Raw genomic sequence first — 23337 nt, forward strand, 5'->3', positions numbered from 1 at the left:
CGCCCGCCCCTGCCGACCAATGAGCGGCCTCGAGCCTGGCCTGCTGGAGTTTGGCCTGCGCCTCATCGCGCTCGGCCGCCAGGCGACTGGCCTCAGCGCGCTGTTCATCGAACTTGCGCTTCGAGTCGGTCAGCGCGGCCACCGCGGCGTCCTGGCTGGCCTTCGCGTCGGCCGCGGCCTTGTCCGCCTTCTGTTTGGCCAGCCGCGCCGCCGACTCCTTGTTCACCTGGTCGGTCCGGGCCCGCTGCAGGTTGTCCATCACCGCTTGCGAGCTAGCGGTCAGGGTTCTCGCCGCGGTTTCGGTGGAGATGATGTCTTCGGGGCTGGTCGCGGTCAGGTAGGCGCCCGACGGCCCATTCATATAGGTGGCCGCCGCAAAGGTATTGAAGCGGTGCTGGGCCGCGGCGATCGCCGCGTTGGCGTCTTTGACCCCCTGCTGACTGGCGTCGAGGTCGTGTTGGGCGGCGATCTCGTTGTCCCGCGCTGTCTCCACGTCGACGAGAGCCTTGTTGACGCTTTCCTGCGCGGTCTGGATTTCGGCGCTGAGATCTTCCATGCGCTGGTTGGCCTTGGCGACGTTCGCGATCAGCGCGGCCAATTTGTCGGCGTTGGGGTCACCGTTTGCCAGACCCGGGGTGCAGACCAACAGCGCGGCGCACACGACCGACGGAACGACCGGCCGGAGCAGCCTGGCGAGTGATCGCACGGAGAAGCCACGGGGGGTGCGTGTCATTCGACTCGGTCTCCTATGGCTCAGCGCGGACAGGCGACGCAAATCACAGACTTCTCGGAAAGCGCCAAAGACAACAAGAGCATCATTTGCACCGTACGTCACACCACACGCTATGGAAACGCGAGCAACAAACTGCACTCGGGAAGTGCGTTTACTGTGACCGAACGGTGACCTGCGGTGTTTGCCGCTTAGACGCGCAGGCCACGCTCATGAAGACCGGCCGAGCCGGAAACGCCGGTTAAACGCCCTGACTGGGCTCATCCGGTTGAGGATCCCCCGCTTGGGGCGACGTTGCTGATCGCTTCGCGCGCAGCTGCAGCAGCCTGGTGCCGACGGCCGCGGCCAGCACCCCGATCAGCAAGGCGATCGTCAAGCCGGTCCAGGGGAATTCGGGGCCGTTCAGCTCATTCAAAAAATGCTGCGCCGAGACCGTGGGATTGCCGGTCTTGGCGATATCCTCGCCGGCCTCCAGCGTCACCCGCGGGAAGTGCGTGCTGTAGCTGCCGACGTAGCTCGGGCTGAGCGTGAGGACCGTGACGTCGTGGTAGTCGGCGCCGACGACGGTGGAGATGTCGCGCAGCGGTGTGTCGTTCGGGGGGTTGTGATCGAGCAGGACGATCTTGAGGTTGATGCCCTCGGCGTGCGCCTGGTTGACGATGCCCAGCAGTGCCGGCACCGCATCCGGCGGCGCGCTGACCCCCGTCGCCGCGACCTGAGCCTTGACGGCCGCCATGTCGACGTCCTGCGGGATATACAGCGGCAGAACCAAGGAATCGTGCCCGCCCATCGCGTCCCTCCTGCCGCCGCTCGCCCAGTGCTACAGGCACCGTACGCGACTTAGCCTCAAGGGGTTTAAACGCGCGCCGCTCGCGACAAGACTGGAACTACGGGGCCCGCTCTAATACAGGACAAGCGTACTGTTAAAGTAGCACCGCACCGCCGACACGGCCCGTCGGCGGAAGAACTAAATCTTGGGAGTTGAAGTGACTGAATCTGTGAACTCATTCGAAGCCCGCGACACCCTCAAGGTCGGCGACAAGAGTTACCAGATCTATCGCCTCGACGCCGTCCCCAATACGGAGAAACTCCCCTACAGCCTCAAAGTCCTCGCCGAGAACCTGCTGCGCAACGAGGACGGCAGCAACATCACCAAGGACCACATCGAGGCCATCGCGAATTGGGATCCCAAGGCGGAGCCCAGCATTGAGATCCAGTACACGCCGGCGCGCGTGGTGATGCAGGACTTCACCGGCGTGCCCTGCATCGTCGACCTGGCCACCATGCGCGAGGCGATCGGCGACCTGGGCGGCGACGCGGACAAGGTCAATCCGCTGGCGCCGGCCGATCTGGTGATCGACCACTCGGTGATCGCCGACCTGTTCGGCCGGGCCGACGCGTTCGAGCGCAACGTCGAAATCGAGTACGAGCGCAACGGCGAGCGCTACCAGTTCCTGCGCTGGGGCCAGGGCGCGTTCGACGACTTCAAGGTCGTGCCGCCGGGCACCGGCATCGTGCACCAGGTCAACATCGAATACCTCGCCAGCGTCGTGATGGAACGCGACGGGGTGGCCTACCCCGATACCGTCGTCGGCACCGACTCGCACACCACGATGGTCAACGGCCTCGGCGTCCTGGGCTGGGGCGTGGGCGGCATCGAGGCCGAGGCCGCGATGCTCGGTCAGCCGGTGTCGATGCTGATCCCCCGCGTCGTCGGCTTCAAGCTGACCGGCGAGATTCAGGCCGGCGTCACGGCCACCGACGTGGTGCTGACCGTCACCGAGATGCTGCGCAAGCATGGTGTGGTCGGCAAGTTCGTCGAGTTCTACGGCGAGGGTGTGGCCGAGGTGCCGCTGGCCAACCGCGCCACCCTGGGCAACATGAGCCCCGAATTCGGTTCCACCGCAGCGATATTCCCGATCGACCAAGAGACGATCGACTACCTGAAGTTCACCGGACGCAAGCCCGAGCAGCTTGCATTGGTCGAGGCCTACGCCAAAGAGCAGGGGATGTGGCACGACCCAAAGCACGAGCCCGAGTTCTCCGAATACCTCGAGCTCGACCTCGGCGACGTGGTGCCGTCGATCGCCGGGCCCAAGCGCCCGCAGGACCGAATCGCGCTGTCCGACGCCAAATCCACGTTCCGCGAGCAGATTTGCGACTACGTCGGCGACGACCCCGACAAGAAGGACTACTCGAAGCTGGACGAAATGGTCGACGAGACCTTCCCGGCCAGCGACCCGGGCGCCCTGAACAACGGCCACGCCGACGACCACAAGCCGGTGGAGTCGGCCGCCAAGCACGCCAAGGGACGGGTGAGCACCCCGGTGACGGTGAAGTCCGAGGAACTCGGCGAGTTCGTGATCGACCATGGCGCGGTGGTGATCGCCGCGGTCACGTCGTGCACCAACACCTCCAATCCCGAGGTGATGCTGGGCGCGGCGCTGCTGGCCCGCAACGCCGTCGAGAAGGGACTGGCCTCCAAGCCGTGGGTGAAGACCTCGATGGCGCCGGGCTCGCAGGTGGTCAGCGACTACTACGAGAAGGCCGGCCTATGGCCGTATTTGGAGAAGCTCGGCTTCTATCTGGTCGGCTACGGCTGCACCACCTGCATCGGCAACTCGGGTCCGCTGCCCGACGAGATCTCGAAGGCGATCAACGACAACGACCTCTCCGTGGCGGCCGTGCTCTCGGGCAACCGCAACTTCGAGGGGCGCATCAACCCCGACGTGAAGATGAACTACCTCGCGTCGCCGCCGCTGGTGGTCGCCTACGCACTGGCCGGGACCATGGACTTCGATTTCGAATCCGAGCCCCTGGGCCAGGACAAGGACGGCAACGACGTCTTCCTCAAAGACATCTGGCCGTCGCAGAAGGACGTGTCGGACACCATCGCCTCCGCGATCAACCAAGAGATGTTCACCAAGAACTACGCCGACGTGTTCAAGGGCGACGAGCGGTGGCGCAACCTGCCCACGCCGAGCGGCAATACCTTTGAGTGGAACGAGGATTCGACCTACGTGCGCAAGCCCCCGTACTTCGAGGGCATGTCGGCCGACCCCGAGCCGGTCAAGGACATCAGCGGCGCGCGGGTGCTGGCGCTGCTCGGCGACTCGGTGACCACCGACCACATCTCCCCGGCCGGCAGCATCAAGCCGGGCACCCCGGCCGCGCAGTACCTCGACGAGCACGGCGTGGACCGCAAGGACTACAACTCCTTCGGCTCGCGGCGCGGCAACCACGAGGTGATGATCCGCGGCACGTTCGCCAACATCCGGCTGCGCAACCAACTGCTCGACGACGTCGCCGGCGGCTACACCCGCGACTTCACCCAGGACGGCGGCCCGCAGGCGTTCATCTACGACGCGGCGCAAAACTATGCGGCACAGGACATTCCGCTGGTGGTACTGGGCGGCAAGGAGTACGGCTCCGGCTCGTCGCGGGACTGGGCGGCCAAGGGCACGCTGCTGCTGGGCGTGCGGGCGGTGATCGCCGAGTCGTTCGAGCGCATCCACCGCTCCAACCTGATCGGCATGGGTGTCATCCCGCTGCAGTTCCCCGAAGGGAAGTCGGCCGAGGAGTTGGGGCTGGACGGCACCGAGGTCTTCGACATCACCGGCATCGAGGCGCTCAACGACGGCAAGACGCCCAAGACGGTGCACGTCAAGGCGAGCAAAGACGACGGAGCCGGCGATCCAATCGAGTTCGACGCGGTGGTGCGCATCGACACGCCCGGCGAGGCCGACTACTACCGCAACGGCGGCATCCTGCAGTACGTGCTGCGCAACATGCTCAAATCCGGCTAAGCCCGGACCAGCCCGTGCCAAAAGTCAGCGAGGACCATCTGGCGGCTCGCCGCCGTCAGATCCTCGACGGCGCCCGCCGGTGCTTTGCCGAACACGGCTACGACCGGGCCACCGTGCGGCGGCTGGAGCAGGCGATCGGGATGTCGCGCGGCGCGATCTTCCACCACTTCCGCGACAAGGACGCACTCTTCTTCGCGCTGGCGCACGAAGACGCCGAGCGGATGGCCGACGTCGCCTCCCGCGAGGGTCTGATCCAGGTGATGCGCGACATGCTCGCCGCACCCGACCAGTACGACTGGCTGGCCACCCGGCTGGAGATCGCGCGCAAGCTGCGCAACGACCCGGCGTTCAGCCGCGGCTGGGCGGAGCGCTCCGCGGAACTGGCGGCGGCGACCACCGATCGGCTGCGCCGGCAGAAGGAAGCGCACCGGGTGCGCGACGACGTGCCCGGCGACGTGTTGCAGTGCTACCTGGAACTGGTTCTAGACGGACTGGTCGCGCGATTGGCGTCCGGCGAGGATCCCCGGCGGCTGGCCGCGGTCCTCGACCTGGTCGAAAATTCGGTGCGCCGCAACGATTCTGGGCCGCGAGCGTAACGGCACTGCGACTGAGGGGAGGGAAATATCGCAGTGACGTTACGTCGCTTCGCCCCGCGCAGCGGGTCTATCGGGAACGCGAGGTGTGGTTGGGCCCGCCCCGGCTGCGCATCGTGGTGCCCGACTCCAGCAGCATGCTGTGAATCGAACCGTACGACCTGCCGGTAGTGGCAACCAGGTTGCGGATGCTGGCCCCGCCTTCATAGGCGTTGCGTAGCTCATGCAGCATCTGGTCGCGCGTCTTTTTCGACTTTCTCACTTGGGGCCCCTCCAGGCTTGAAACACGATCCCAAGCACATAGGGTAAGAACCCGCCGTCGGCCGCGTGGGCGGTTTCGCCGAATCCGCCGCGGCCACATCAAGATCAAGCCAGCTCGATCAGATCCCGATACTCGTCCGACCAGTAGTCCTCGGTGCCGTCGGGCAACAGCACGACACGTTGCGGATCGAGCGCCTCGGCCGCACCGGGGTCGTGCGTCACCAACACCACCGCGCCGCGATAGCTGCGCAGCGCGTCGAGCACCTGTTCGCGCGACGCGGGGTCGAGGTTGTTGGTCGGCTCGTCGAGCAACAACACGTTCGCCGTGGACGCCACCAGTCCGGCCAGTGCGAGGCGGGTCTTCTCCCCGCCGGACAGGGTGCCGGCCGGCTGGTCGAGCTGCGCACCGCTGAACATGAAAGCTCCCAGCAGGCCGCGCAGATCCTGCTCACCGGAATCCGGTGCGGCATGCCGGATGTTCTCCCACACCGTCGCGTCGTCGTCGAGGGTGTCGTGCTCCTGCGCGAAATACCCGATCCGCAAACCGTGTCCCGGCTCGAGCCCGCCGGTGTCGGGATGCTCGACGCCGGCCAGCAACCGCAGCAGCGTGGTCTTGCCGGCGCCGTTGAGCCCCAGCACGACAACCCGTGAGCCGCGGTCGATCGCCAGATCGACACCGGCGAACACTTCCAGCGATCCGTAGGACTTGCCCAACCCGGTGGCCACCAGTGGCGTGCGGCCGCAGGCGGCCGGGGTGGGAAATTTGATGCGGGCCACCTTCTCGGCGACCCGTTCCTCGTCGAGGGCGGCCATCATCCGGTCGGCGCGGCGCAACATGTTTTGCGCCGCAACGGCTTTGGTGGCCTTGGCGCCGAGTTTGGCGGCCTGCGTGCGCAGCGCGGCGGCCTTGCGTTCGGCGTTGGCGCGTTCGCGGCGGCGGCGCTGTTCGTCGGTGGCGCGGGCGTCGAGATATTTCTGCCAGCCCATGTTGTAGACGTCGACCTCGCCGCGCACGGCATCCAGAAACCACACCCGGTTGACGACGTCGGCGATCAATTCGACGTTGTGGCTGATGACCACCAACCCGCCGGTGTGTGCCCGCAGGAAATCCCGCAGCCAGCCAAGCGAATCCGCGTCGAGGTGGTTGGTCGGCTCGTCCAGCAGCAGCGTGGTCTGTGAACCTGAAGCACCCGCTCCTCCTTCGGACGCCGCGAACAGGATGCGCGCCAGCTCCACGCGGCGGCGCTGCCCGCCGGACAGCGTGCGCAGTTGCTGCGTCAACACCCGCTCCGGCAGGCCGAGACTCGCGCAGATGCGCCCGGCTTCGCTTTCGGCCCCGTAGCCACCCAGCGCCACGAACCGCTCTTCCAGCTGGCCGTAGCGGCGGATCGCGCGGTCGCGCGCGTCGTCGTCGGCGACCTCGGCCATCAACGCTTGCTGCTTTTCCAGGTCGGTGAGCAACACGTCCAAACCGCGGGCCGAGAGCACCCGGTCGCGGGCCAGCACGTCCAGATCGCCCTCTTTGGGATCCTGTGGCAGGTAACCGATTTCGCCGATCCGGCTGACCGAACCGGCATATGGTTCGCTCTCGCCCGCCAGGATGCGCAGGGTGGTGGTCTTGCCCGCGCCGTTGCGTCCGACCAGCCCGATGCGATCGCCGGGCTGCACCCGCAAATCCGGGCCGTCGGGTGAGAGCAAGATGCGCGCGCCGGCGCGGACCTCGAGGTCCATGGCCGTGATCACGATGGCTCTCCTGACATGAAGGATTATTTGTCGTCGGTGAAGACCGGCGGGCGGCGTTCTGCGCGTGCGGCAACCGCTTCTTCGAAGTTGGCGGTGAGCAGACGGACGAAAAGCTGTCCCAAGCCCTCGGCTTGCATGTGCCCTTCCAGGCTACCGGCGTCCAGTCCACTCCAGAGTGTGCGCTTGGTCAATTCGGTTCCGGGCCGCGAGAACGCCGCGATCCGGGCCGCGATCGCATAGCAGGTGTCCAGCAACTGGTCTTCGGGCACCTGGCACGACACCAGCCCGATGCGCTCGGCTTCCTCGGCCGAGACGTCGCGGCCGGTCAGCATGATCTCGAACGCGCGCGACGATCCGATGGCCCTGGGCAAGAGGTAGCTCAGCCCGAGTTCGCTGGCGGTCAGCCCGTTGTTGATGCCGGCGGCGCGGAAGTAGGCGTTGGTCGACGCCACCCGGATATCGGCGGCCAGGGCCAGGCACAGGCCACCGCCGATCGCCGGGCCGTTGACCGCCGCGATCACGGGTTGGTGTAACCGCCGCAGCGACAGGATGACGTCGTCGAGCACTTCCATGGAGCGCAGCGCGTAGGTCGGGCGGGTCAAGCCGTCGACGTTCGGCACCGTACCGGCGGATTTGTGGTCGGCGCCCGAAGAAAACCCCCGGCCCGCGCCGGTCAGCACGACCACGCGCACGGAATTGTCGAAGGTGACCTTCTCCAGGGCCTCCTTGAGCGGCACCATGACGTCGAACGCCATGGAATTCATGCGCTCGGGGCGATTGAGGGTGATCACGGCGACGCCGGGCCGCGGCTGTTCAACGAGTACCAAACTCACCCGTGAACGGTAGCGCGCACCCGGAAAAACCGCGGTGTCAGCCTTGCTCGGCTTCGGCCGCGTCGACGTCGAAGGCCTTGATCTGCTGCACCAGGTCCTCCAGCGCCGCGGGCGGCAGGGCCCCGGCCTGATTGAAGAGCAGCTTGCCCTTCTTGAACGCCATCAGCGTGGGGATGGAGCGGATCTGGGCGGCCGCGGCCAGCTGTTGTTCGGCTTCGGTGTCCACCTTGGCGTGCACGATGTCGGGGTGTTTCTCCGACGATGCCTGGAACGTCGGCCCGAACTGGCGGCATGGTCCGCACCACGAAGCCCAGAAGTCGACGAGGACGATGTCGTTGCCCTCGATGGTCTCGTTGAACACCTCGGCGGTGAGATCGCGTGTTGTCACAATCCGCCTAACGCCCGGAGCGGCCCCGATGTTCCCACGCCGCAAGGTTACGGTTGCGTACGTTTTCCCACGTCGGACACACTTACGGCGGACCATCCGCCCGCCATCCGACCAGCGAGGGAATTGCCTTGGGCCACTACATCGCTAACGTGCGCGACCTGGAGTTCAACCTGTTCGAGGTCCTTGACATCGGCGCCGTACTCGGCACCGGCAGCTATGCCGACCTCGACGCCGACACGGTCCGCACGATATTGACCGAGGCGGCTCGCCTGGCCGAGGGACCGGTCGCCGAATCCTTCGCCTTTGCCGACCGCAACCCGCCGGAATTCGACCCGGAGGGCCACACCATCAGCGTGGCTCCCGAGCTGGCCAAGACGGTGCAAGCCATCAAGGAGGCGGGCTGGTGGCGCCTGGGTCTGGCCGAGGAGATCGGTGGCATGCCCGCGCCCGCGCCCCTGGCGTGGGCCGTCAACGAGATGATCATCTGCGCCAATCCCTCGGCGAACTTCTACAACCTGGGTCCCGTGCTGGCTCAGGCGCTCTACATCGAGGGCGACGAGCAGCAGCGGCGCTGGGCGGCGGCCGGCGTGGAGCGCGGCTGGCAATCCACCATGGTGCTCACCGAACCCGATGCGGGCTCCGATGTCGGGGCCGGCCGCACCAAGGCCGTCGAACAACCGGACGGCACCTGGCACATCGACGGGGTGAAACGGTTCATCTCGGGCGGCGACGTGGGCAACACCGCCGAGAACATCTTCCACCTCGTGCTGGCCCGGCCCGAAGGCGCCGGCCCGGGCACCAAGGGGTTGAGCCTGTTCTACGTGCCCAACTACCTTTTCGATCCCGACACGTTCGAACTCGGGGCCCGCAACGGCGTTTTCGCCACCGGGCTGGAACACAAGATGGGCATCAAGTCCTCTCCGACGTGCGAAATGACTTTCGGCGCAACCGATGTGCCCGCCGTCGGCTATCTGGTGGGCGGCGTGCACAACGGGATCGCGCAGATGTTCACGGTGATCGAGCACGCCCGCATGACGATCGGCGTCAAGGCCGCCGGCACGTTGTCGACGGGCTATCTCAACGCGCTGGCCTTCGCCAAGGAACGGGTGCAGGGCGCGGACCTCACGCAGATGGCCGACAAGACCGCGCCGCGGGTCACGATCATGCACCACCCCGATGTGCGCCGCAGCCTGATGACCCAGAAGGCGTACGCCGAGGGGCTGCGGGCGCTGTACCTGTACGCGGCCGCGCATCAGGATGATGCTGTGGCGCAACGGGTTTCGGGCGCAGATCACGACATGGCGCACCGGGTGGACGACCTGCTGCTGCCGATCGTCAAGGGGGTGAGTTCGGAACGGGCTTACGAATTCCTGACGGAGTCGCTGCAAACGCTGGGCGGCTCGGGCTTCCTGGTCGACTATCCGCTGGAGCAATACATCCGCGACTCCAAAATCGATTCGCTCTACGAGGGCACCACCGCCATCCAGGCGCTGGACCTGTTCTTCCGCAAGATCGTCCGTGACCGCGGCGAGGCCCTGCAGTTCGTGACGGCTCAGATCAGCCGAACCATCGATACCTGTGACGAGGCGCTGAAACCACTGGCCGAGCTGCTGCAAACCGCGCTGGACGATGCCACGGCGATGACAGGGGCCCTCACCGGATACCTGATGTCCGCCGCGGAGAACCCCACCGACATCTACAAGGTCGGACTGGGATCGGTGCGATACCTGCTCGCCATCGGCGACCTGCTCATCGGCTGGCGCCTGCTGGCTCAGGCCGGTATCGCCCACACCGCCCTAACCAACGGGCCGGCGAAGGACGACGAGGCGTTCTATCAGGGCAAGGTGGCCACCGCGGCGTTCTTCGCCAGGAATATGCTTCCGCGGCTGACCTCGCTGCGCCACGTCATCGAGACCATCGACGACGAGATCATGCGCCTCCCCGAGGATGCGTTCTAGCGGCGCAACGCGCACAGGTCGGGCACAGCTTAAACGGGTACACCTTTCCGTGGTCCAACCACGAGGGGAGAAACCTTGATGCCCGTCACGCTTACCCGGTTCGCCATCCTCGCCGCCACCGGCGCCGCCGCGCTGTCCGCCGCGGCGTGCGGCTCATCGAACAACTCGACTCCGGCGTCGACGTCCACCTCGACGTCGACGGTGACGTCGACGAGCACCTCGCGGGCACCCGCCCAGGGCGAGGCTTCGGTCATCGGCCTGATCGCGTCGGTGGCCGGTAATTCCATCCAGGTCACCAAGGACGACAACACCAACGCCGCCGTCAACTTCACCTCGACGACCAAGGTCACCGAGGTCGCCCCGGCCACGCTCAGCGATGTCACCTCGGGCAGCTGCATCAGCGTGCGGCCCACCCAGGAAATCCAGGCCAACCAGCCGGTCACCGCGGCGTCCGTGCGCCTCAGCCCGTCCGTCAACGGGACTTGCCCGCCGGGCAAGGAGTCGCCGCAGGCTTCCACCACCACGCCACCGTCCGGCGCGCCGGCGCCCGTCAAGCCCAAGGCGCTGCGCGGCTCGGTCGCCTCGGTGACGGGTACCAGCATCACCGTCGCGGGCGCCGACGCCAGCGGCAACACCACACAGACGACCGTCACCACCGACGACAAGACCAAGTACTCGAAGCTGACCACCGCCACACCGGACGCGATCGCAGCTGGCAAGTGCGTCAACGCGCGCGGCACGCTGGACGGCGGCGGCACGTTGCAGGCGACGACGATCAAGCTGCGCGCCGCCAACGACGGCAAATGCCCGGCCCCGGGCAAGCCCCCGCACGGCGGGTGATTGCCCTCACATCGGTCGCGGGTTTAGCTGAAACCGTGCTTCGGTGGGTATCCGAGTGCCCAGGCTAAACGGGTGATCGGAGAAAACGTCGATGCCTACCATCTCGAGCAAACCCCGGCTGGCGCAATTCGGGATCGTCGCGGTCCTGGTCGCCATCGTGGTGGGCGTCGCTATGTGCGGCCCCTCGAACAACGCGTCGAACACGAGCAGCCCCGGAAAGCCGACCGTCACCGCGCTCCCGCCGAGCCCGGCTCCGAGCGCCGTGCCCGCCCCGGCGCCGGCACCGCCGCCCGCGGCCAAGGACTACGTCGAAGGCCTGGTCGAATCGGTGTCGGGCGGCACGATCGGCCTGAGGACCCGCACCGGGTCCGCGACGGTGGACTACGCGCCGTCGACCCGGGTCGCCGACGTGACCCCGGCCAAGCTGACCGACGTGACCGCCGGCAGTTGTGTCAACGTGCGCGCCACCCCGCAAAGCACACCCACCCCCGGCGCGATCACCGCGCAATCGGTGATCATCACCGCGCCCGTCGACGGCAAGTGCCCACCGCCTGCCGGGTTCTACGGCACGGTCAGCTCGGTCTCGGGTAACACCATCGCCGTCAGCGGCTTGGGTCCCCAACCGACGCCCACCAATGTGACGGTGACCGACTCGACCTCATACAAGAGGCAGACGCCTTCCGGCGCCGATGCAATAACGAACGGAAAGTGCTTGGGCGCGCAGGGAATCCAGGACGGCGGCGTGCTTCATGCCGTCATGATCAGCCTCGAGGCCTGCCCACCGATGGGGCACCCGCACCACCACCTGCCGCACCTGCCGCATCTCCCCTTGCACTTCTAAAGGGATCTAAGGGGAGGAACGAATTCAGACGGTGAAGCCGAGTGCACGCAGCTGTTCGCGGCCGTCGTCGGTGATCTTGTCCGGGCCCCACGGCGGGTTCCACACCCAGTTGATCCGCAGGTCGTCGACCAAGCCGGCGCCGACCAGGGCGCTGCGTGACTGATCCTCGATGACGTCGGTCAGCGGACAGGCCGCCGAGGTCAACGTCATGTCGATCAGGGCGACGGTTCCTTCGTCGCCCTCCTCGACGTTCAGGCCGTAGACCAGCCCCAGATCGACGACGTTGATCCCCAGTTCGGGGTCGACGACATCGCGCATCGCCTCCTCGACGTCGGCGAGCAGTTCGTCATCCTGCGCGGTGGTTTCGCTCATCCCTACCCTCCTTGAGGTCTGTAACCGCTTGCGCCAGTGCGTCTTTGAAAGCCATCCAGCCCAGCAGAGCGCATTTCACGCGCGCCGGGTATTTGGCCACTCCGGCGAACGCGATGCCGTCGCCCAGGACGTCCTCGTCACCCTCGACGGTTCCCCGCGAGGAGACCATTTCGGTGAACGCGGTGACCGTCTTGAGTGACTCGCCGACGCTCTGGCCGATCACCTGTTGGGTGAGCACCGAGGTGGCCGCCTGGCTGATCGAACAGCCCTGCCCGTCGTAGGAGACGTCCGCGACGGTCTCCCCGTCGTCGGACAACGTCACCCGCAGGGTCACCTCGTCGCCGCAGACCGGATTGACGTGAAAGACCTGCGCGGCGAACGGCTCCCGCAGTCCGCGGTGTTGCGGGTGCTTGTAGTGATCGAGGATCACGTCCTGATAGATCTGCTCAAGACGCACGGTCAGTCTCTCCCGAAGAAGTCCACGGCCCGGCGCACGCCGGCCACCAATCGATCGACCTCGTCGGCGGTGTTGTACAGCGCGAACGACGCTCGCGCGGTGGCGGCCAGGCCGAACCTGCGGTGCAGCGGCAACGCGCAGTGGTGTCCGACGCGCACCGCGACGCCCGCGTCGTCGAGCACCTGGCCGACGTCATGCGCGTGCACCCCGTCGACGACGAAAGACACCGGCGAGCCACGGTTTTCCATCGACATCGGTCCGAGGATGCGCACGGCATCGATCGCGGAGAGTCCTTCGATGGTCGCGGCGACCAGATCGCGTTCGTGGGCTTCGACGGCGTTCATGCCGACGTCGCCGAGATAGCGGGCGGCGGCGGCCAGCCCGACCACCTGCGACGTCATCGGGGTGCCGGCCTCGAAGCGCTGCGGCGGCGCGTCGTAGGTCGAGGCTTCCATCGCCACCGTCTCGATCATCGAACCGCCGGTGAGGAACGGCGGCATCACCTCGAGCAACTCGCGGCGACCGTACAACACGCCGATCCCGTTGGGGCCCAGCATTTTATGCCCCGAGAACGCGCCGAAGTCGACGCCGAGCGCATGAAAGTCGACCGGCTCGTGCGGCACCGATTGGCACGCGTCCAGCACGGTCAGCGCGCCCACATTCTTGGCGCGGGCAACCAGCTCGGCCACCGGGCCCAACGCGCCGGTGACATTGGAATGGTGGCTGAACGCAACGACTTTGACCCGCTCGTCGAGGCGCAGCGAGTCCAGGTCGATGCGCCCGTCGTCGGTCACGCCGTACCAGCGCAACGTGGCCCCGGTGCGCCGTGCCAGCTCCTGCCACGGGACCAGGTTGGCGTGGTGCTCCAGCTCGGTGGTGACGATGACGTCGCCCTCGGACACCGCGTGCTCGAACCGATTGTCGCCCAGCACATAGGACACCAGGTTGAGCGCCTCGGTGGCGTTCTTGGTGAAGACCAGCTCGCCGGTATCGGCGCCGACGAACGCCGCGATGTCGGCACGCCCCTGTTCGTAGGCGTCGGTGGCCTCTTCCATCAGCTGGTGCGCACCGCGATGCACGGCGCCGTTGGAGGTGACCAGAAATTCGCGTTCGGCGTCGAGCACCTGCAGCGGGCGTTGCGACGTGGCGCCGGAATCCAGGTACGCCAACTGGTTTCCCCCGCGCATGATGCGCTTGAGGATCGGGAAGTCGGCACGGATGGCCGCGACGTCCAACATCTCAGGCCCCGGTGGCCGCCGCTTGTTGGAAGCGCACGTAGCCGTTCTCCTCGAGTTCGTCCGCCAGCTCCGAGCCGCCGGATTCGGCGATGCGCCCGCCGACGAAGACGTGTACGTATTCCGGGTGGATGTAGCGCAGGATGCGGGTGTAGTGCGTGATCAACAGGATGCCGCCGTGCTCGGTCTCGGCGTAGCGGTTCACGCCCTCGCTGACCACCCGCAGCGCGTCGACGTCCAGCCCCGAGTCGGTTTCGTCGAGGATGGCGATCTTGGGCTTCAGCAACTCGAGCTGCAGGATCTCGTGGCGCTTCTTCTCGCCGCCGGAGAATCCCTCGTTGACGCTGCGCTCGGCGAAGGCGGGGTCGATTTCCAGCGACGTCATCGCCCCCTTGACCTCCTTGACCCAGTGCCGCAGCTTGGGGGCCTCGCCGCGCACGGCGGTGGCCGCCGAGCGCAGGAAGTTCGACACCGAGACGCCGGGCACCTCGACCGGATATTGCATGGCCAGAAATATCCCGGCCCGCGCCCGTTCGTCGACGCTCATCGCCAGCACGTCCGCGCCGTCGAGCGTGATGGATCCGGAGGTCACGCGGTACTTCGGGTGACCGGCGATCGCGTAGGACAGCGTCGACTTGCCGGAGCCGTTCGGGCCCATCAACGCATGCGTCTCACCGGATTTCACGGTCAGGTCCACCCCCTTGAGGATGGGGATCTCCCGTTCCCCCTCCGGGGCGTTGGGATCGTCGACGCTGACGTGCAGGTCTTTGATTTCCAGGGTCGTCATGAAGCTGTTGCTCTCGATTCGGTAAGGGCCAGTTCGTGTTCGATGGCCGCGGTCAAGCGTTCCCGTACCTCGGGAACGGCGATCTTGGAGATGATCTCGCCGAAGAACCCGCGGATCACCAGCCGGCGGGCCTGGTCCTCCGGGATGCCCCGGGAGCGTAGGTAGAAGAGCTGCTCGTCGTCGAAACGCCCGGTGGCGCTGGCGTGCCCGGCGCCGACGATCTCGCCGGTCTCGATCTCCAGGTTGGGCACCGAGTCCGCGCGTGCCGCGTCGGTGAGCACCAGGTTGCGGTTGACTTCGAAGGTGTCGGTGCCGGTGGCTTCGGCCCGGATCAACACGTCACCGACCCAGACGGTGTGGGCGTCCGGCAGCGCCGAGTGCGGATCCCCTTGCAGCGCACCCTTGTACAGCACATTCGACTTGCAGTCGGGATGGGCATGATCGACCAGCAGCCGCGACTCGAGGTGCTGACCGTCGTCGGCGAAGTACAACCCGAGCAGCTCGGCGTCCCCGCCGGACCCCGTGTACCGCACGTTGGCCGACATCCGCACCACCTCGCCGCCCAGCGTGACGGTGACATGACGCAGCACGGCGTCCTTGCCCAGTCGCGCGTGGTGCGCGCTCAGGTGCACCATGTCGTCGGCCCAGTCGGCGATCCACACGACGGTGAGCCGGGCGGCGTCGTCGACGACGAACTCGACGTTGTCGGCATAGGTCCCACCGCCGCGGTGGTCGATCACCACGACCGCCTCACCGAGCTCTTCGACCCTGATCTGCAGATGCCCGTAGGCCACGGCACCTTCGCCGGGTCCGGTGATGGCGATGTTCACCGGGTCTGCGATTTGGGTGTCTCGCCCTATGGTGACCAGCGTCGCCGAGTTGAACGACGAAAATGCCTGGGCCGCAACGCGGTCGGCGGGAACGCCGCCCTGACCGAGCCGCTCGTCGCCCCGGTGCACCGTCTCGACGCGCACGCCCGGCTGTTCGCCGATGCTGATCTCCGCCTTGCCGGTGGCGCGCGCCGAGCCGTCGTGCAGGCCGCGCAGGCGTCGCAGCGGGGTGAACCGCCAGAGTTCGTCGCGGCCGTGCGGAACCTCGAACGCGTCAACGTCAAAGGAGGCGAACAGCTCTCCCTTGTTGAGTGCTGCGGTCATCCGACCGCGCCCTCCATCTGCAGCTCGATCAGCCGGTTGAGCTCCAGCGCGTACTCCATCGGAAGCTCCTTGGCGATCGGCTCCACGAAGCCGCGCACCACCATGGCCATCGCCTCGTCCTCGGTCAGCCCACGGCTCATCAGGTAGAACAACTGGTTCTCGCTGACCTTCGACACGGTGGCCTCGTGACCCATCGTGACGTCGTCCTCGCGGATGTCGACGTACGGGTAGGTGTCGCTGCGGCTGATCGTATCGACCAGCAGCGCATCACATTTCACGCTCGAGCGCGATCCGTGCGCACCCTTGTTCACCTGCACCAGGCCGCGGTACGAGGTGCGGCCGCCGCCACGCGCCACCGACTTGGACACGATGTTGCTCGACGTGTTCGGTGCCAGGTGCAGCATCTTGGCGCCGGTGTCCTGGTGCTGGTCCTCGCCGGCGAACGCCACCGACAGCACCTCGCCCTTGGCGTGCTCGCCGGTCATCCATACCGCCGGGTACTTCATCGTCACCTTCGACCCGATGTTGCCGTCGATCCACTCCATGGTGGCGCCGGCCTCGGCGCGGGCCCGCTTGGTGACCAGGTTGTAGACGTTGCCCGACCAGTTCTGGATCGTCGTGTACCGAACGCGCGCATGCGGTTTCACGATGATCTCGACGACCGCCGAGTGCAGCGAATCCGACTTGTAGATCGGCGCGGTGCAGCCCTCGACGTAGTGCACGTAGGACCCCTCGTCGGCGATGATCAGCGTCCGCTCGAACTGGCCCATGTTCTCGGTGTTGATCCGGAAGTAGGCCTGCAGCGGGATGTCGACGTGCACGCCCGGCGGCACGTAGATGAACGATCCACCGCTCCACACCGCGGTGTTCAGCGCGGAGAACTTGTTGTCCCCCGCCGGGATCACGGTGCCGAAGTACTGCTGAAAGATCTCGGGGTGTTCGCGCAGACCCGTGTCGGTGTCGAGGAAGATAACGCCTTGCGCCTCAAGGTCTTCCCGGATCTGGTGGTAGACGACCTCGGACTCGTACTGGGCCGCGACGCCGGCGACCAGGCGCTGCTTCTCGGCCTCCGGGATGCCCAGACGGTCGTAGGTGTTGCGGATGTCTTCGGGCAGGTCGTCCCACGTGGCGGCCTGCTTCTCGGTGGAGCGCACGAAGTACTTGATGTTGTCGAAGTCGATGCCGCCCAGGTTCGAACCCCAGTTCGGCATCGGCTTGCGCTCGAAGATGCGCAGCGCCTTCAGGCGGGATTGCAGCATCCACTCCGGCTCATTCTTCTTCGCCGAGATGTCGCGGACGACCGCCTCGGAGAGCCCGCGCTGGGCGCTGGCACCCGCGGTGTCGGAGTCCACCCAGCCATAGCCGTACCGGCTCAGCGACGCGATGGCCTCCGCCTGGGTCAGCGGCTGGGTGGGGACCTTGCTGGCCTCCGGGGTGAGTGTCATACGGACGCTCCTTTGATGCTCGTGGTGTCGCGGCGCGGGCTGGGCGCCGGAGTAAGGGGTACGTGCGTGGTGCACGCGCAGTCGCCGTTGACGATGGTCGCCAACCGCTGCACGTGAGTTCCCAGCACCTCGGCCATCGCCTGCTGCTCGGCCTCGCACAGCTCCGGGAATTCCTCGGCGACGTGCGATACCGGGCAGTGATGCTGGCAGATCTGCACGCCATGGATCGGCCCGCCGACCCGCGTCGTGGTGGCGACATAGCCGGCGTTGGTCAGCGCGCCGGCGACTCGCTCGGCGGCCGCCTCGACGTCGTCGTCATCGGCGCTCTCGGCCGCTGGCACGCCGGCGAGGATCGCGTCGATGCGCTGGCGGGCGAACGTCTGCACCGCGTCCTCCCCGCCGATCTCACGCAGCTGCCGCATGGCCGCGGCCGCCAGGTCGTCGTAGGAGTGCTCGAGCTTGGCCCGGCCCGCGGCGGTCAGCCGAAACCGTTTCGCCGGCCTGCCGCGCCCAGCCTGCTGCCAGGGCGCGGCGGGCGCGGACTCGGCATCGCCCGCGTCGATCAGCGCGTCGAGGTGACGCCGCACACCGGCGGCGGCCAGGCCCAGCCGGTCGCCGATCTCGCCGGCGGTGATCGATCCGGATTCCAGCAGTAAGCGCACGATGGCCCGGCGGGTCTGCGTCTGGCCATCCGGCGCCGCCGCCCCCGCTGCAGGCGCAGCTGCGTCCGGGTAGCTGGTACGGATTTTCACAACACCAGTGTGACGCAATTCCGGAATTCGGTCCAGCAAGGGTGCCCTGTGTGGACGGTTGCGCTGGTCACACCGGCTACGCTGCTCTGATGGCAGCCCGCCACCACACGCTGAGCTCTTCGATCGCCAGTTTGCACGGCGATGAGCAGGCTGTGGGCACGCCGCTGAACGATACCGAGCTCACCGCGCTGCAGCGCACCCGCCTGTTCGGGGCCACCGGCACCGTCCTGATGGCGATCGGCGCCCTGGGCGCCGGGGCCCGGCCCGTCGTCCAGGACCCCACGTTCGGGGTCCGGCTGCTCAACCTGCCGTCGCGGATCCAGACGGTGTCGCTGACGATGACGACGACCGGGGCGGTGATGATGGCCCTGGCCTGGCTGATGCTGGGCCGCTTCGCGCTGGGCAGCCGGCGGATGTCGCGCGGCGACCTGGACCGCACCCTGCTGCTGTGGACGCTGCCGCTGCTGATCGCGCCACCGATGTACAGCAAGGACGTCTACTCCTACCTGGCGCAGAGTCAGATCTCGCTGGACGGACTCGATCCCTACCGGGTGGGCCCGGCGTCCGGGCTCGGCCTGTCCCACGTGTTCACCCTGTCCGTGCCCAGCCTGTGGCGCGAGACGCCGGCACCCTACGGTCCACTGTTCCTGTGGATCGGGCGCGGAATCTCGGCCGTGACCGGCGAAAACATCGTCGCCGCGGTGCTGTGTCACCGGCTCGTGGTGCTGCTCGGGGTGGGCCTGATCGTGTGGGCGACGCCGCGGCTGGCGCGGCGCTGCGGCGTCGCCGAGGTCAGCGCGCTGTGGCTGGGCGCCGCGAATCCGCTGCTGATCATGCATCTGGTCGCCGGCATCCACAACGAGGCGCTGATGCTCGGGCTGATGCTGGCCGGCGCCGAATTCGCGCTGCGCGGTATCGACTCCCCACGGCTGCTGCCCCGCTCGTGGCGGTTCGGCCCGGACTGGGAACCGTTGGGCATGCTGCTGGCCGGCGCGGTCCTGATCACACTGTCGTCGCAGGTGAAGCTGCCGTCGCTGCTGGCGCTGGGATTCGTCACGATGGCGTTGGCGTACCGCTGCGGGGGCAACCTGCGCGCGCTCCTGCTCACGGGCGGCGGAATGGCGGCGCTGTCGCTGTCGGTGATGGCGCTGGTCGGCTGGGCCAGCGGGCTCGGATTCGGCTGGATCTACACGCTGGGCACCGCGAACGTGGTGCGCAGCTGGATGTCGCCGCCGACATTGCTGGCGCTCGGCACCGGGCAGGTGGGCATCCTGCTGGGCCTCGGCGATCACACGACCGCCGTGCTGGCGCTCACCCGTGGCATCGGTGTGCTGATCATCATGGTGATGGTGCTGTGGCTGCTGCTGGCCGTTTTCCGCGGGCGGCTGCACCCGATCGGCGGCCTCGGCGTCGCGCTGGGCATCACGGTGTTGCTGTTTCCCGTCGTGCAGCCCTGGTATCTGTTGTGGGCGATCATTCCGCTGGCCGCGTGGGCCACCCGCACCGGCTTCCGGGTCGCCGTCATCGTCATCACCCTCGTCGTCGGCATCTTCGGGCCGACGGCCAACGGCGACCGCTTCGCGCTCTTCCAGATCGTGGACGCCACCGTGGCCAGCACCGTCATCGTGGCGATGCTCATCGCGCTGACATACACCCGCTTGCCGTGGCGACCGCTGCAGCCGAGGAGCCCAGAAGCCAACGGCGAGACGGCCATTGAGCTGTCCGCGCCCGCGGCGTCGAAGACCCCGAGCGCCTCCCCCAGTTCCGAGACGGCGCCCGACGCCTACGCTGATTCCACGTGAGCTCGGCCCCACACGCCCCGGTCGTCCGACTGCGCGGCGTAAGCAAGCACTACGGCTCGACCAAGGCCGTGCGCGACCTCGATCTGGACGTGCATGCTGCGGAGGTGCTGGCGCTGCTCGGGCCCAACGGCGCCGGCAAGACCACGACCGTGGAGATGTGCGAAGGCTTCGTGCGCCCGGACGCCGGCACCATCGAAGTACTCGGGCTCGACCCGATCGCCGACAACGCCCGCCTGCGTGCCCGCATCGGCGTGATGCTGCAGGGCGGGGGTGGCTACCCCGCGGCGCGGGCCGGGGAAATGCTCAACCTGGTCGCCTCGTACGCCGCCGACCCGCTGGACCCGGCGTGGCTGCTGGACACCCTCGGCCTCACCGACGCCGCCCGGACCACCTATCGACGGCTGTCCGGCGGACAGCAGCAGCGGCTCGCCCTGGCCTGCGCGCTCGTCGGACGTCCGGAACTGGTGTTCCTCGATGAACCCACGGCGGGCATGGACGCCCACGCCCGGCTGCTGGTCTGGGAACTGATCGACGCGCTGCGGCGCGACGGCGCGACGGTGCTGCTGACCACCCACCAGCTCAAGGAGGCCGAGGAGCTCGCCGATCGGCTGGTGATCATCGACCACGGCGTGACGGTGGCGTCGGGCACTCCGACCGAACTGATGCGCGCCGGCGCCAAGGACCAGTTGCGTTTCACCGCGCCGCCGCGGCTGAATCTGTCCCTGCTGGCCGCGGCCCTACCCGAGGACTACAAGGCCAGCGAGGTGACGCCGGGCGAGTACCTCGTCGAAGGGCCGGTCGACCCGCAGGTGCTGGCCACAGTCACGGCGTGGTGCGCGCAGATCGACGTGCTGGCCACCGACATGCGCGTCGAGCAACGCAGCCTCGAGGATGTGTTCCTCGACCTCACCGGCAGGAAGTTGCGGCAGTGACTCAATCGGACGTCTTCCCCGCGGGCACGTTTACCCCCGACCCCCGGCCCAACGCCGTGCCGCGGATGCTTGCCGCGCAGTTCGGCCTGGAGTTGAAGCTGTTGCTGCGCAACGGCGAACAGCTGCTGCTGACCATGTTCATCCCGATCACCCTGCTGGTCGGCCTCACGCTCCTGCCGCTCGGTTCGTTCGGCCACAACCGCGCCGCCACGTTCGTCCCGGTGATCATGGCCCTGGCGGTGATCTCGACCGCGTTCACGGGGCAGGCGATCGCGGTCGCGTTCGACCGCCGTTATGGCGCGCTCAAACGGCTGGGGGCCACCCCGCTTCCGGTCTGGGGCATCATCGCCGGCAAGTCGCTGGCCGTGGTCACGGTGGTGTTCCTACAGGCAATCCTGTTGGGGGCCATCGGTTTTGGGCTGGGCTGGCGGCCGGCCCCGGCGGCGCTGCTGGTTGGCGCGGCGGTGATCGCGCTCGGCACCGCCTGTTTTGCGGCCCTGGGGCTGTTGCTGGGCGGGACGCTGCGCGCCGAGATCGTGCTGGCGGTGGCCAACCTGATGTGGTTCGTCTTCGCCGGCCTTGGCGCGCTGACCGTGGAGACCAACCTGATCCCGGCGGGGTTCAAGTGGGCCGCCCGGTTGACCCCGTCCGGTGCGCTCACCGAGGCGCTGTCACGGGCCATGGCGTTGTCGGCGGACTGGTTCGGCGTCGCCGTCCTGGCGGCATGGGGGACGGCGGCGGGACTGGCCGCGCTGCGCTGGTTCCGCTTCACCTGAGGTGTCCTTGCCGCCGCGACCAGGCCGTACTACAGACCGTAGTTTTGGTTGCCTTACGATCGGGCGGTGCTGAGACGAGCGTTGTTGCGGTTGGTGGACCTGCTCCCCCACCCCAGTCTGCGTGTCCAGCGGGTCATCGCCGCGACGGTGATACTCACCCAGGGCGGCATCGCGGTCACGGGCGCGATCGTCCGCGTCACCGCGTCGGGCCTGGGTTGTCCGACCTGGCCGCGGTGTTTCCCGGGCAGCTTCGTCCCGGTCACGGTGACCGAAGTGCCGCGGGTGCACCAGGCCATTGAATTCGGCAACCGGCTATTCAGCATCGGGGTGGTGATCACCGCGGCGCTGGCCGTGCTGGCCGTGACCCGGGCGCGGCGGCGCTCCGAGGTGCTGACCTACGCGTGGCTGATGCCGGTGTCGACGGTGGTGCAGGCGGTAATCGGCGGCATCACCGTGCGCACCGGGTTGCTCTGGTGGACGGTCGCCATCCACCTGCTCGTGTCGATGACCATGGTGTGGCTCTCGGTGCTGCTCTACGTCAAGGTCGGTGAGCCCGACGACGGGGTGGTCTCCGAGCGGGTGGCCAGGCCGCTGCGCGCGCTCACGGCGCTCACCGCGGTGAATCTCGCCGCGGTGCTGGTGACGGGCACCCTGGTGACCGCCGCCGGACCGCACGCCGGTGACCGCAGTCCCAGCCGGACCGTGCCGCGGCTCAAGGTCGAGATCACCACCCTGGTGCACGCGCATTCGTCGCTGCTGATCGCCTACCTCGCGCTGTTGGTCGGCCTCGGCTTCGGACTGCTGGCGGTCGGCGCCACCAGGGCCGTCGTGCTGCGGCTCGGCGTGCTGCTCGCGCTGGTGTGCGCGCAAGCCGCCGTCGGCACCACGCAGTACTTCACCGGGGTGCCCGCCGCCCTGGTCGCCGTTCACGTGGCGGGTGCCGCCGCATGCACGGCGGCCACCGCGGCGCTATGGGCGTCGATGCGACAGCGGGCCGAGCCCGAGCCGCTCGCACGCTGACTCGACGGCCAGCGCGAACCGCCCCTGGGCCCGGTCGCGGGTGCTGGCGTCAAGATGCGACCAACCCAGCGAGGGCGCGATGACGTCCAGCGCCACCAGCCGGTCCCCGGCCACGTCGACGCGCGCATAGAGCAGCTCGCCGACGCCGATCCCGGCGCGCTCGGCGGCCGACGCGAGTGCGGCGTAACCCAAATCCCAGACCTCGAACTCCGGCTCGCCCGGCCAGGCATGCGACTTCTTCCCGCCGAGAAAGACCAACACCGACCGTGCCGTCCCGCCGGGCAGCGTCGGCACCCCGTCGCGCTCCAGGTCGCGCAGGTACCGCTCGCCGAGATTCCAGGCGACGGCGTCGGTCGGGTTGAGCGGGTGGCGCACGCGGCGGATCCAGGCGAGGAATTCGTCGCGCCGGAGCGCATCGGGCGCGGCGCGCAGGATCACCACGTCGGCGCGCAGCGTCTCCGGATCGTCCCAGGGCAGCCAACGAGCGTGGAGGCCTCGAGCGCGCAGCGCGGGCACCAGCCCGGCGTCGTCGGCGTGGCGCGGGCCGCCCGCGAGCACGATCCGGGGATGGAAGACGTCCGGCCGGGCGAGCTTCATGCCCGGGCATGATAT

At 67.8% G+C, this 23337-nt stretch carries 22 protein-coding genes and 1 pseudogene; 9 read left to right on the top strand and 14 right to left on the bottom strand.

Annotated elements, in window-relative coordinates; genetic code table 11:
* Together A5747_RS13185 and A5747_RS13190 are read right to left on the bottom strand one after the other, a co-directional pair.
* Positions 1-733 (bottom strand): coiled-coil domain-containing protein (locus A5747_RS13185; RefSeq protein WP_369805089.1); only part of this gene is annotated, 733 nt, incomplete at its 3' end.
* 238 nt (positions 734-971) lie between these two features.
* Positions 972-1520 (bottom strand): DUF6676 family protein, encoded by a 549-nt coding sequence (locus tag A5747_RS13190; RefSeq protein ID WP_076124860.1) that lies wholly within the window; start codon positions 1518-1520, stop codon positions 972-974.
* 196 nt (positions 1521-1716) lie between these two features.
* Between A5747_RS13190 and A5747_RS13195 the strand changes: the two genes are divergently transcribed.
* Together A5747_RS13195 and A5747_RS13200 are read left to right on the top strand one after the other, a co-directional pair.
* Positions 1717-4536 carry an aconitate hydratase gene (locus tag A5747_RS13195; protein ID WP_076124861.1) on the top strand — a complete coding sequence of 940 codons (2820 nt, stop codon included), beginning with the start codon at positions 1717-1719 and terminating at the stop codon, positions 4534-4536.
* Between the two features lie 14 nt (positions 4537-4550).
* The gene (locus A5747_RS13200) at positions 4551-5132 is read left to right on the top strand and encodes a TetR/AcrR family transcriptional regulator (protein ID WP_076115746.1); all 582 of its coding nucleotides are present in this window, start codon (positions 4551-4553) and stop codon (positions 5130-5132) included.
* Between the two features lie 67 nt (positions 5133-5199).
* On the opposite strand, the gene A5747_RS13205 is transcribed toward A5747_RS13200, so the two are convergent.
* The 4 genes and pseudogenes from A5747_RS13205 to trxA form a co-directional block, all read right to left on the bottom strand.
* On the bottom strand, positions 5200-5391 hold the full coding sequence (locus tag A5747_RS13205) for a helix-turn-helix domain-containing protein (protein ID WP_076062898.1): 192 nt from the start codon (positions 5389-5391) through the stop codon (positions 5200-5202).
* A 104-nt stretch (positions 5392-5495) separates the two neighbouring features.
* On the bottom strand, positions 5496-7133 hold the full coding sequence (locus A5747_RS13210) for an ABC-F family ATP-binding cassette domain-containing protein (protein WP_076124863.1): 1638 nt from the start codon (positions 7131-7133) through the stop codon (positions 5496-5498).
* A gap of 23 nt (positions 7134-7156) precedes the next feature.
* Positions 7157-7984, bottom strand: a pseudogene (locus A5747_RS13215) (enoyl-CoA hydratase); the annotation flags it as partial.
* A 19-nt stretch (positions 7985-8003) separates the two neighbouring features.
* The gene (trxA, locus tag A5747_RS13220; RefSeq protein WP_076062904.1) at positions 8004-8354 is read right to left on the bottom strand and encodes a thioredoxin; all 351 of its coding nucleotides are present in this window, start codon (positions 8352-8354) and stop codon (positions 8004-8006) included.
* 128 nt (positions 8355-8482) lie between these two features.
* Between trxA and A5747_RS13225 the strand changes: the two genes are divergently transcribed.
* The 3 genes from A5747_RS13225 (at position 8483) to A5747_RS13240 (ending at position 11993) form a co-directional block, all read left to right on the top strand.
* The gene (locus tag A5747_RS13225; protein WP_076124867.1) at positions 8483-10312 is read left to right on the top strand and encodes an acyl-CoA dehydrogenase; all 1830 of its coding nucleotides are present in this window, start codon (positions 8483-8485) and stop codon (positions 10310-10312) included.
* Positions 10313-10390: 78 nt separating this feature from the next.
* Positions 10391-11152 (top strand): DUF5666 domain-containing protein, encoded by a 762-nt coding sequence (locus A5747_RS13235; protein WP_233148038.1) that lies wholly within the window; start codon positions 10391-10393, stop codon positions 11150-11152.
* Positions 11153-11243: 91 nt separating this feature from the next.
* A complete protein-coding gene (locus tag A5747_RS13240) occupies positions 11244-11993 on the top strand; it encodes a DUF5666 domain-containing protein (RefSeq protein WP_076124871.1) in 750 nt (249 codons plus the stop codon).
* Positions 11994-12017: 24 nt separating this feature from the next.
* Here A5747_RS13240 and A5747_RS13245 read toward each other — a convergent pair whose 3' ends face one another.
* The 7 genes from A5747_RS13245 to A5747_RS13275 are packed head-to-tail and all read right to left on the bottom strand — an operon-like array spanning position 12018 to position 18291.
* Positions 12018-12365, bottom strand: coding sequence for a metal-sulfur cluster assembly factor (locus A5747_RS13245; RefSeq protein ID WP_076124873.1), 348 nt, complete (start codon positions 12363-12365; stop codon positions 12018-12020).
* Positions 12340-12828: a Fe-S cluster assembly sulfur transfer protein SufU gene (gene sufU / locus A5747_RS13250; protein ID WP_139333349.1), complete on the bottom strand. Its 489-nt coding sequence runs from the start codon at positions 12826-12828 to the stop codon at positions 12340-12342. The genes A5747_RS13245 and sufU overlap by 26 nt, the downstream gene beginning before the upstream one ends.
* Positions 12825-14060 carry a cysteine desulfurase gene (locus A5747_RS13255; protein ID WP_076124877.1) on the bottom strand — a complete coding sequence of 412 codons (1236 nt, stop codon included), beginning with the start codon at positions 14058-14060 and terminating at the stop codon, positions 12825-12827. Before A5747_RS13255 ends, sufU begins: the two co-directional genes overlap by 4 nt.
* Position 14061: 1 nt before the next feature.
* Positions 14062-14844 carry a Fe-S cluster assembly ATPase SufC gene (gene sufC, locus A5747_RS13260; RefSeq protein WP_076124879.1) on the bottom strand — a complete coding sequence of 261 codons (783 nt, stop codon included), beginning with the start codon at positions 14842-14844 and terminating at the stop codon, positions 14062-14064.
* On the bottom strand, positions 14841-15998 hold the full coding sequence (gene sufD / locus A5747_RS13265; RefSeq protein WP_076124881.1) for a Fe-S cluster assembly protein SufD: 1158 nt from the start codon (positions 15996-15998) through the stop codon (positions 14841-14843). The genes sufC and sufD overlap by 4 nt, the downstream gene beginning before the upstream one ends.
* On the bottom strand, positions 15995-17443 hold the full coding sequence (sufB, locus tag A5747_RS13270; RefSeq protein ID WP_076124883.1) for a Fe-S cluster assembly protein SufB: 1449 nt from the start codon (positions 17441-17443) through the stop codon (positions 15995-15997). The genes sufD and sufB overlap by 4 nt, the downstream gene beginning before the upstream one ends.
* Positions 17440-18291 (bottom strand): metalloregulator ArsR/SmtB family transcription factor, encoded by an 852-nt coding sequence (locus A5747_RS13275; RefSeq protein ID WP_198938186.1) that lies wholly within the window; start codon positions 18289-18291, stop codon positions 17440-17442. Before A5747_RS13275 ends, sufB begins: the two co-directional genes overlap by 4 nt.
* On the opposite strand from A5747_RS13275, the gene mptB reads away from it, so the two are divergent.
* Genes mptB through A5747_RS13295 form a run of 4 tightly spaced genes read left to right on the top strand, consistent with a single transcriptional unit; the run spans position 18285 to position 22725 of the window.
* A complete protein-coding gene (gene mptB / locus A5747_RS13280; protein ID WP_076124886.1) occupies positions 18285-19997 on the top strand; it encodes a polyprenol phosphomannose-dependent alpha 1,6 mannosyltransferase MptB in 1713 nt (570 codons plus the stop codon). The two genes, A5747_RS13275 and mptB, sit on opposite strands and share 7 nt — an antisense overlap.
* On the top strand, positions 19994-20929 hold the full coding sequence (locus A5747_RS13285; protein ID WP_076124888.1) for an ABC transporter ATP-binding protein: 936 nt from the start codon (positions 19994-19996) through the stop codon (positions 20927-20929). Before mptB ends, A5747_RS13285 begins: the two co-directional genes overlap by 4 nt.
* Positions 20926-21705: an ABC transporter permease gene (locus A5747_RS13290; protein ID WP_076124890.1), complete on the top strand. Its 780-nt coding sequence runs from the start codon at positions 20926-20928 to the stop codon at positions 21703-21705. The genes A5747_RS13285 and A5747_RS13290 overlap by 4 nt, the downstream gene beginning before the upstream one ends.
* Positions 21706-21753: 48 nt before the next feature.
* Positions 21754-22725 (top strand): heme A synthase, encoded by a 972-nt coding sequence (locus A5747_RS13295; protein ID WP_369805091.1) that lies wholly within the window; start codon positions 21754-21756, stop codon positions 22723-22725.
* On the opposite strand, the gene A5747_RS13300 is transcribed toward A5747_RS13295, so the two are convergent.
* Complete coding sequence (locus A5747_RS13300; protein ID WP_076124894.1) at positions 22675-23322, bottom strand: hypothetical protein; 648 nt, start codon at positions 23320-23322, stop codon at positions 22675-22677. The genes A5747_RS13295 and A5747_RS13300 overlap by 51 nt on opposite strands.
* Positions 23323-23337: the final 15 nt, after the last annotated feature.

The sequence above is a fragment of the Mycobacterium sp. IS-836 genome, from assembly GCF_001954275.1.
GTDB lineage: Bacteria > Actinomycetota > Actinomycetes > Mycobacteriales > Mycobacteriaceae > Mycobacterium.

What these genes read in the sequence shown, in the direction of transcription:
- sufB (WP_076124883.1), bottom strand. Translation starts at nt 17,443, where the DNA reads ATGACACTCACCCCGGAGGCCAGCAAGGTCCCCACCCAGCCGCTGACC.
- A5747_RS13255 (WP_076124877.1), bottom strand. Translation starts at nt 14,060, where the DNA reads ATGTTGGACGTCGCGGCCATCCGTGCCGACTTCCCGATCCTCAAGCGC.
- A5747_RS13235 (WP_233148038.1), top strand. Translation starts at nt 10,391, where the DNA reads ATGCCCGTCACGCTTACCCGGTTCGCCATCCTCGCCGCCACCGGCGCC.
- mptB (WP_076124886.1), top strand. Translation starts at nt 18,285, where the DNA reads ATGGCAGCCCGCCACCACACGCTGAGCTCTTCGATCGCCAGTTTGCAC.
- sufD (WP_076124881.1), bottom strand. Translation starts at nt 15,998, where the DNA reads ATGACCGCAGCACTCAACAAGGGAGAGCTGTTCGCCTCCTTTGACGTT.
- A5747_RS13240 (WP_076124871.1), top strand. Translation starts at nt 11,244, where the DNA reads ATGCCTACCATCTCGAGCAAACCCCGGCTGGCGCAATTCGGGATCGTC.
- A5747_RS13245 (WP_076124873.1), bottom strand. Translation starts at nt 12,365, where the DNA reads ATGAGCGAAACCACCGCGCAGGATGACGAACTGCTCGCCGACGTCGAG.
- A5747_RS13190 (WP_076124860.1), bottom strand. Translation starts at nt 1,520, where the DNA reads ATGGGCGGGCACGATTCCTTGGTTCTGCCGCTGTATATCCCGCAGGAC.
- A5747_RS13300 (WP_076124894.1), bottom strand. Translation starts at nt 23,322, where the DNA reads ATGAAGCTCGCCCGGCCGGACGTCTTCCATCCCCGGATCGTGCTCGCG.
- sufC (WP_076124879.1), bottom strand. Translation starts at nt 14,844, where the DNA reads ATGACGACCCTGGAAATCAAAGACCTGCACGTCAGCGTCGACGATCCC.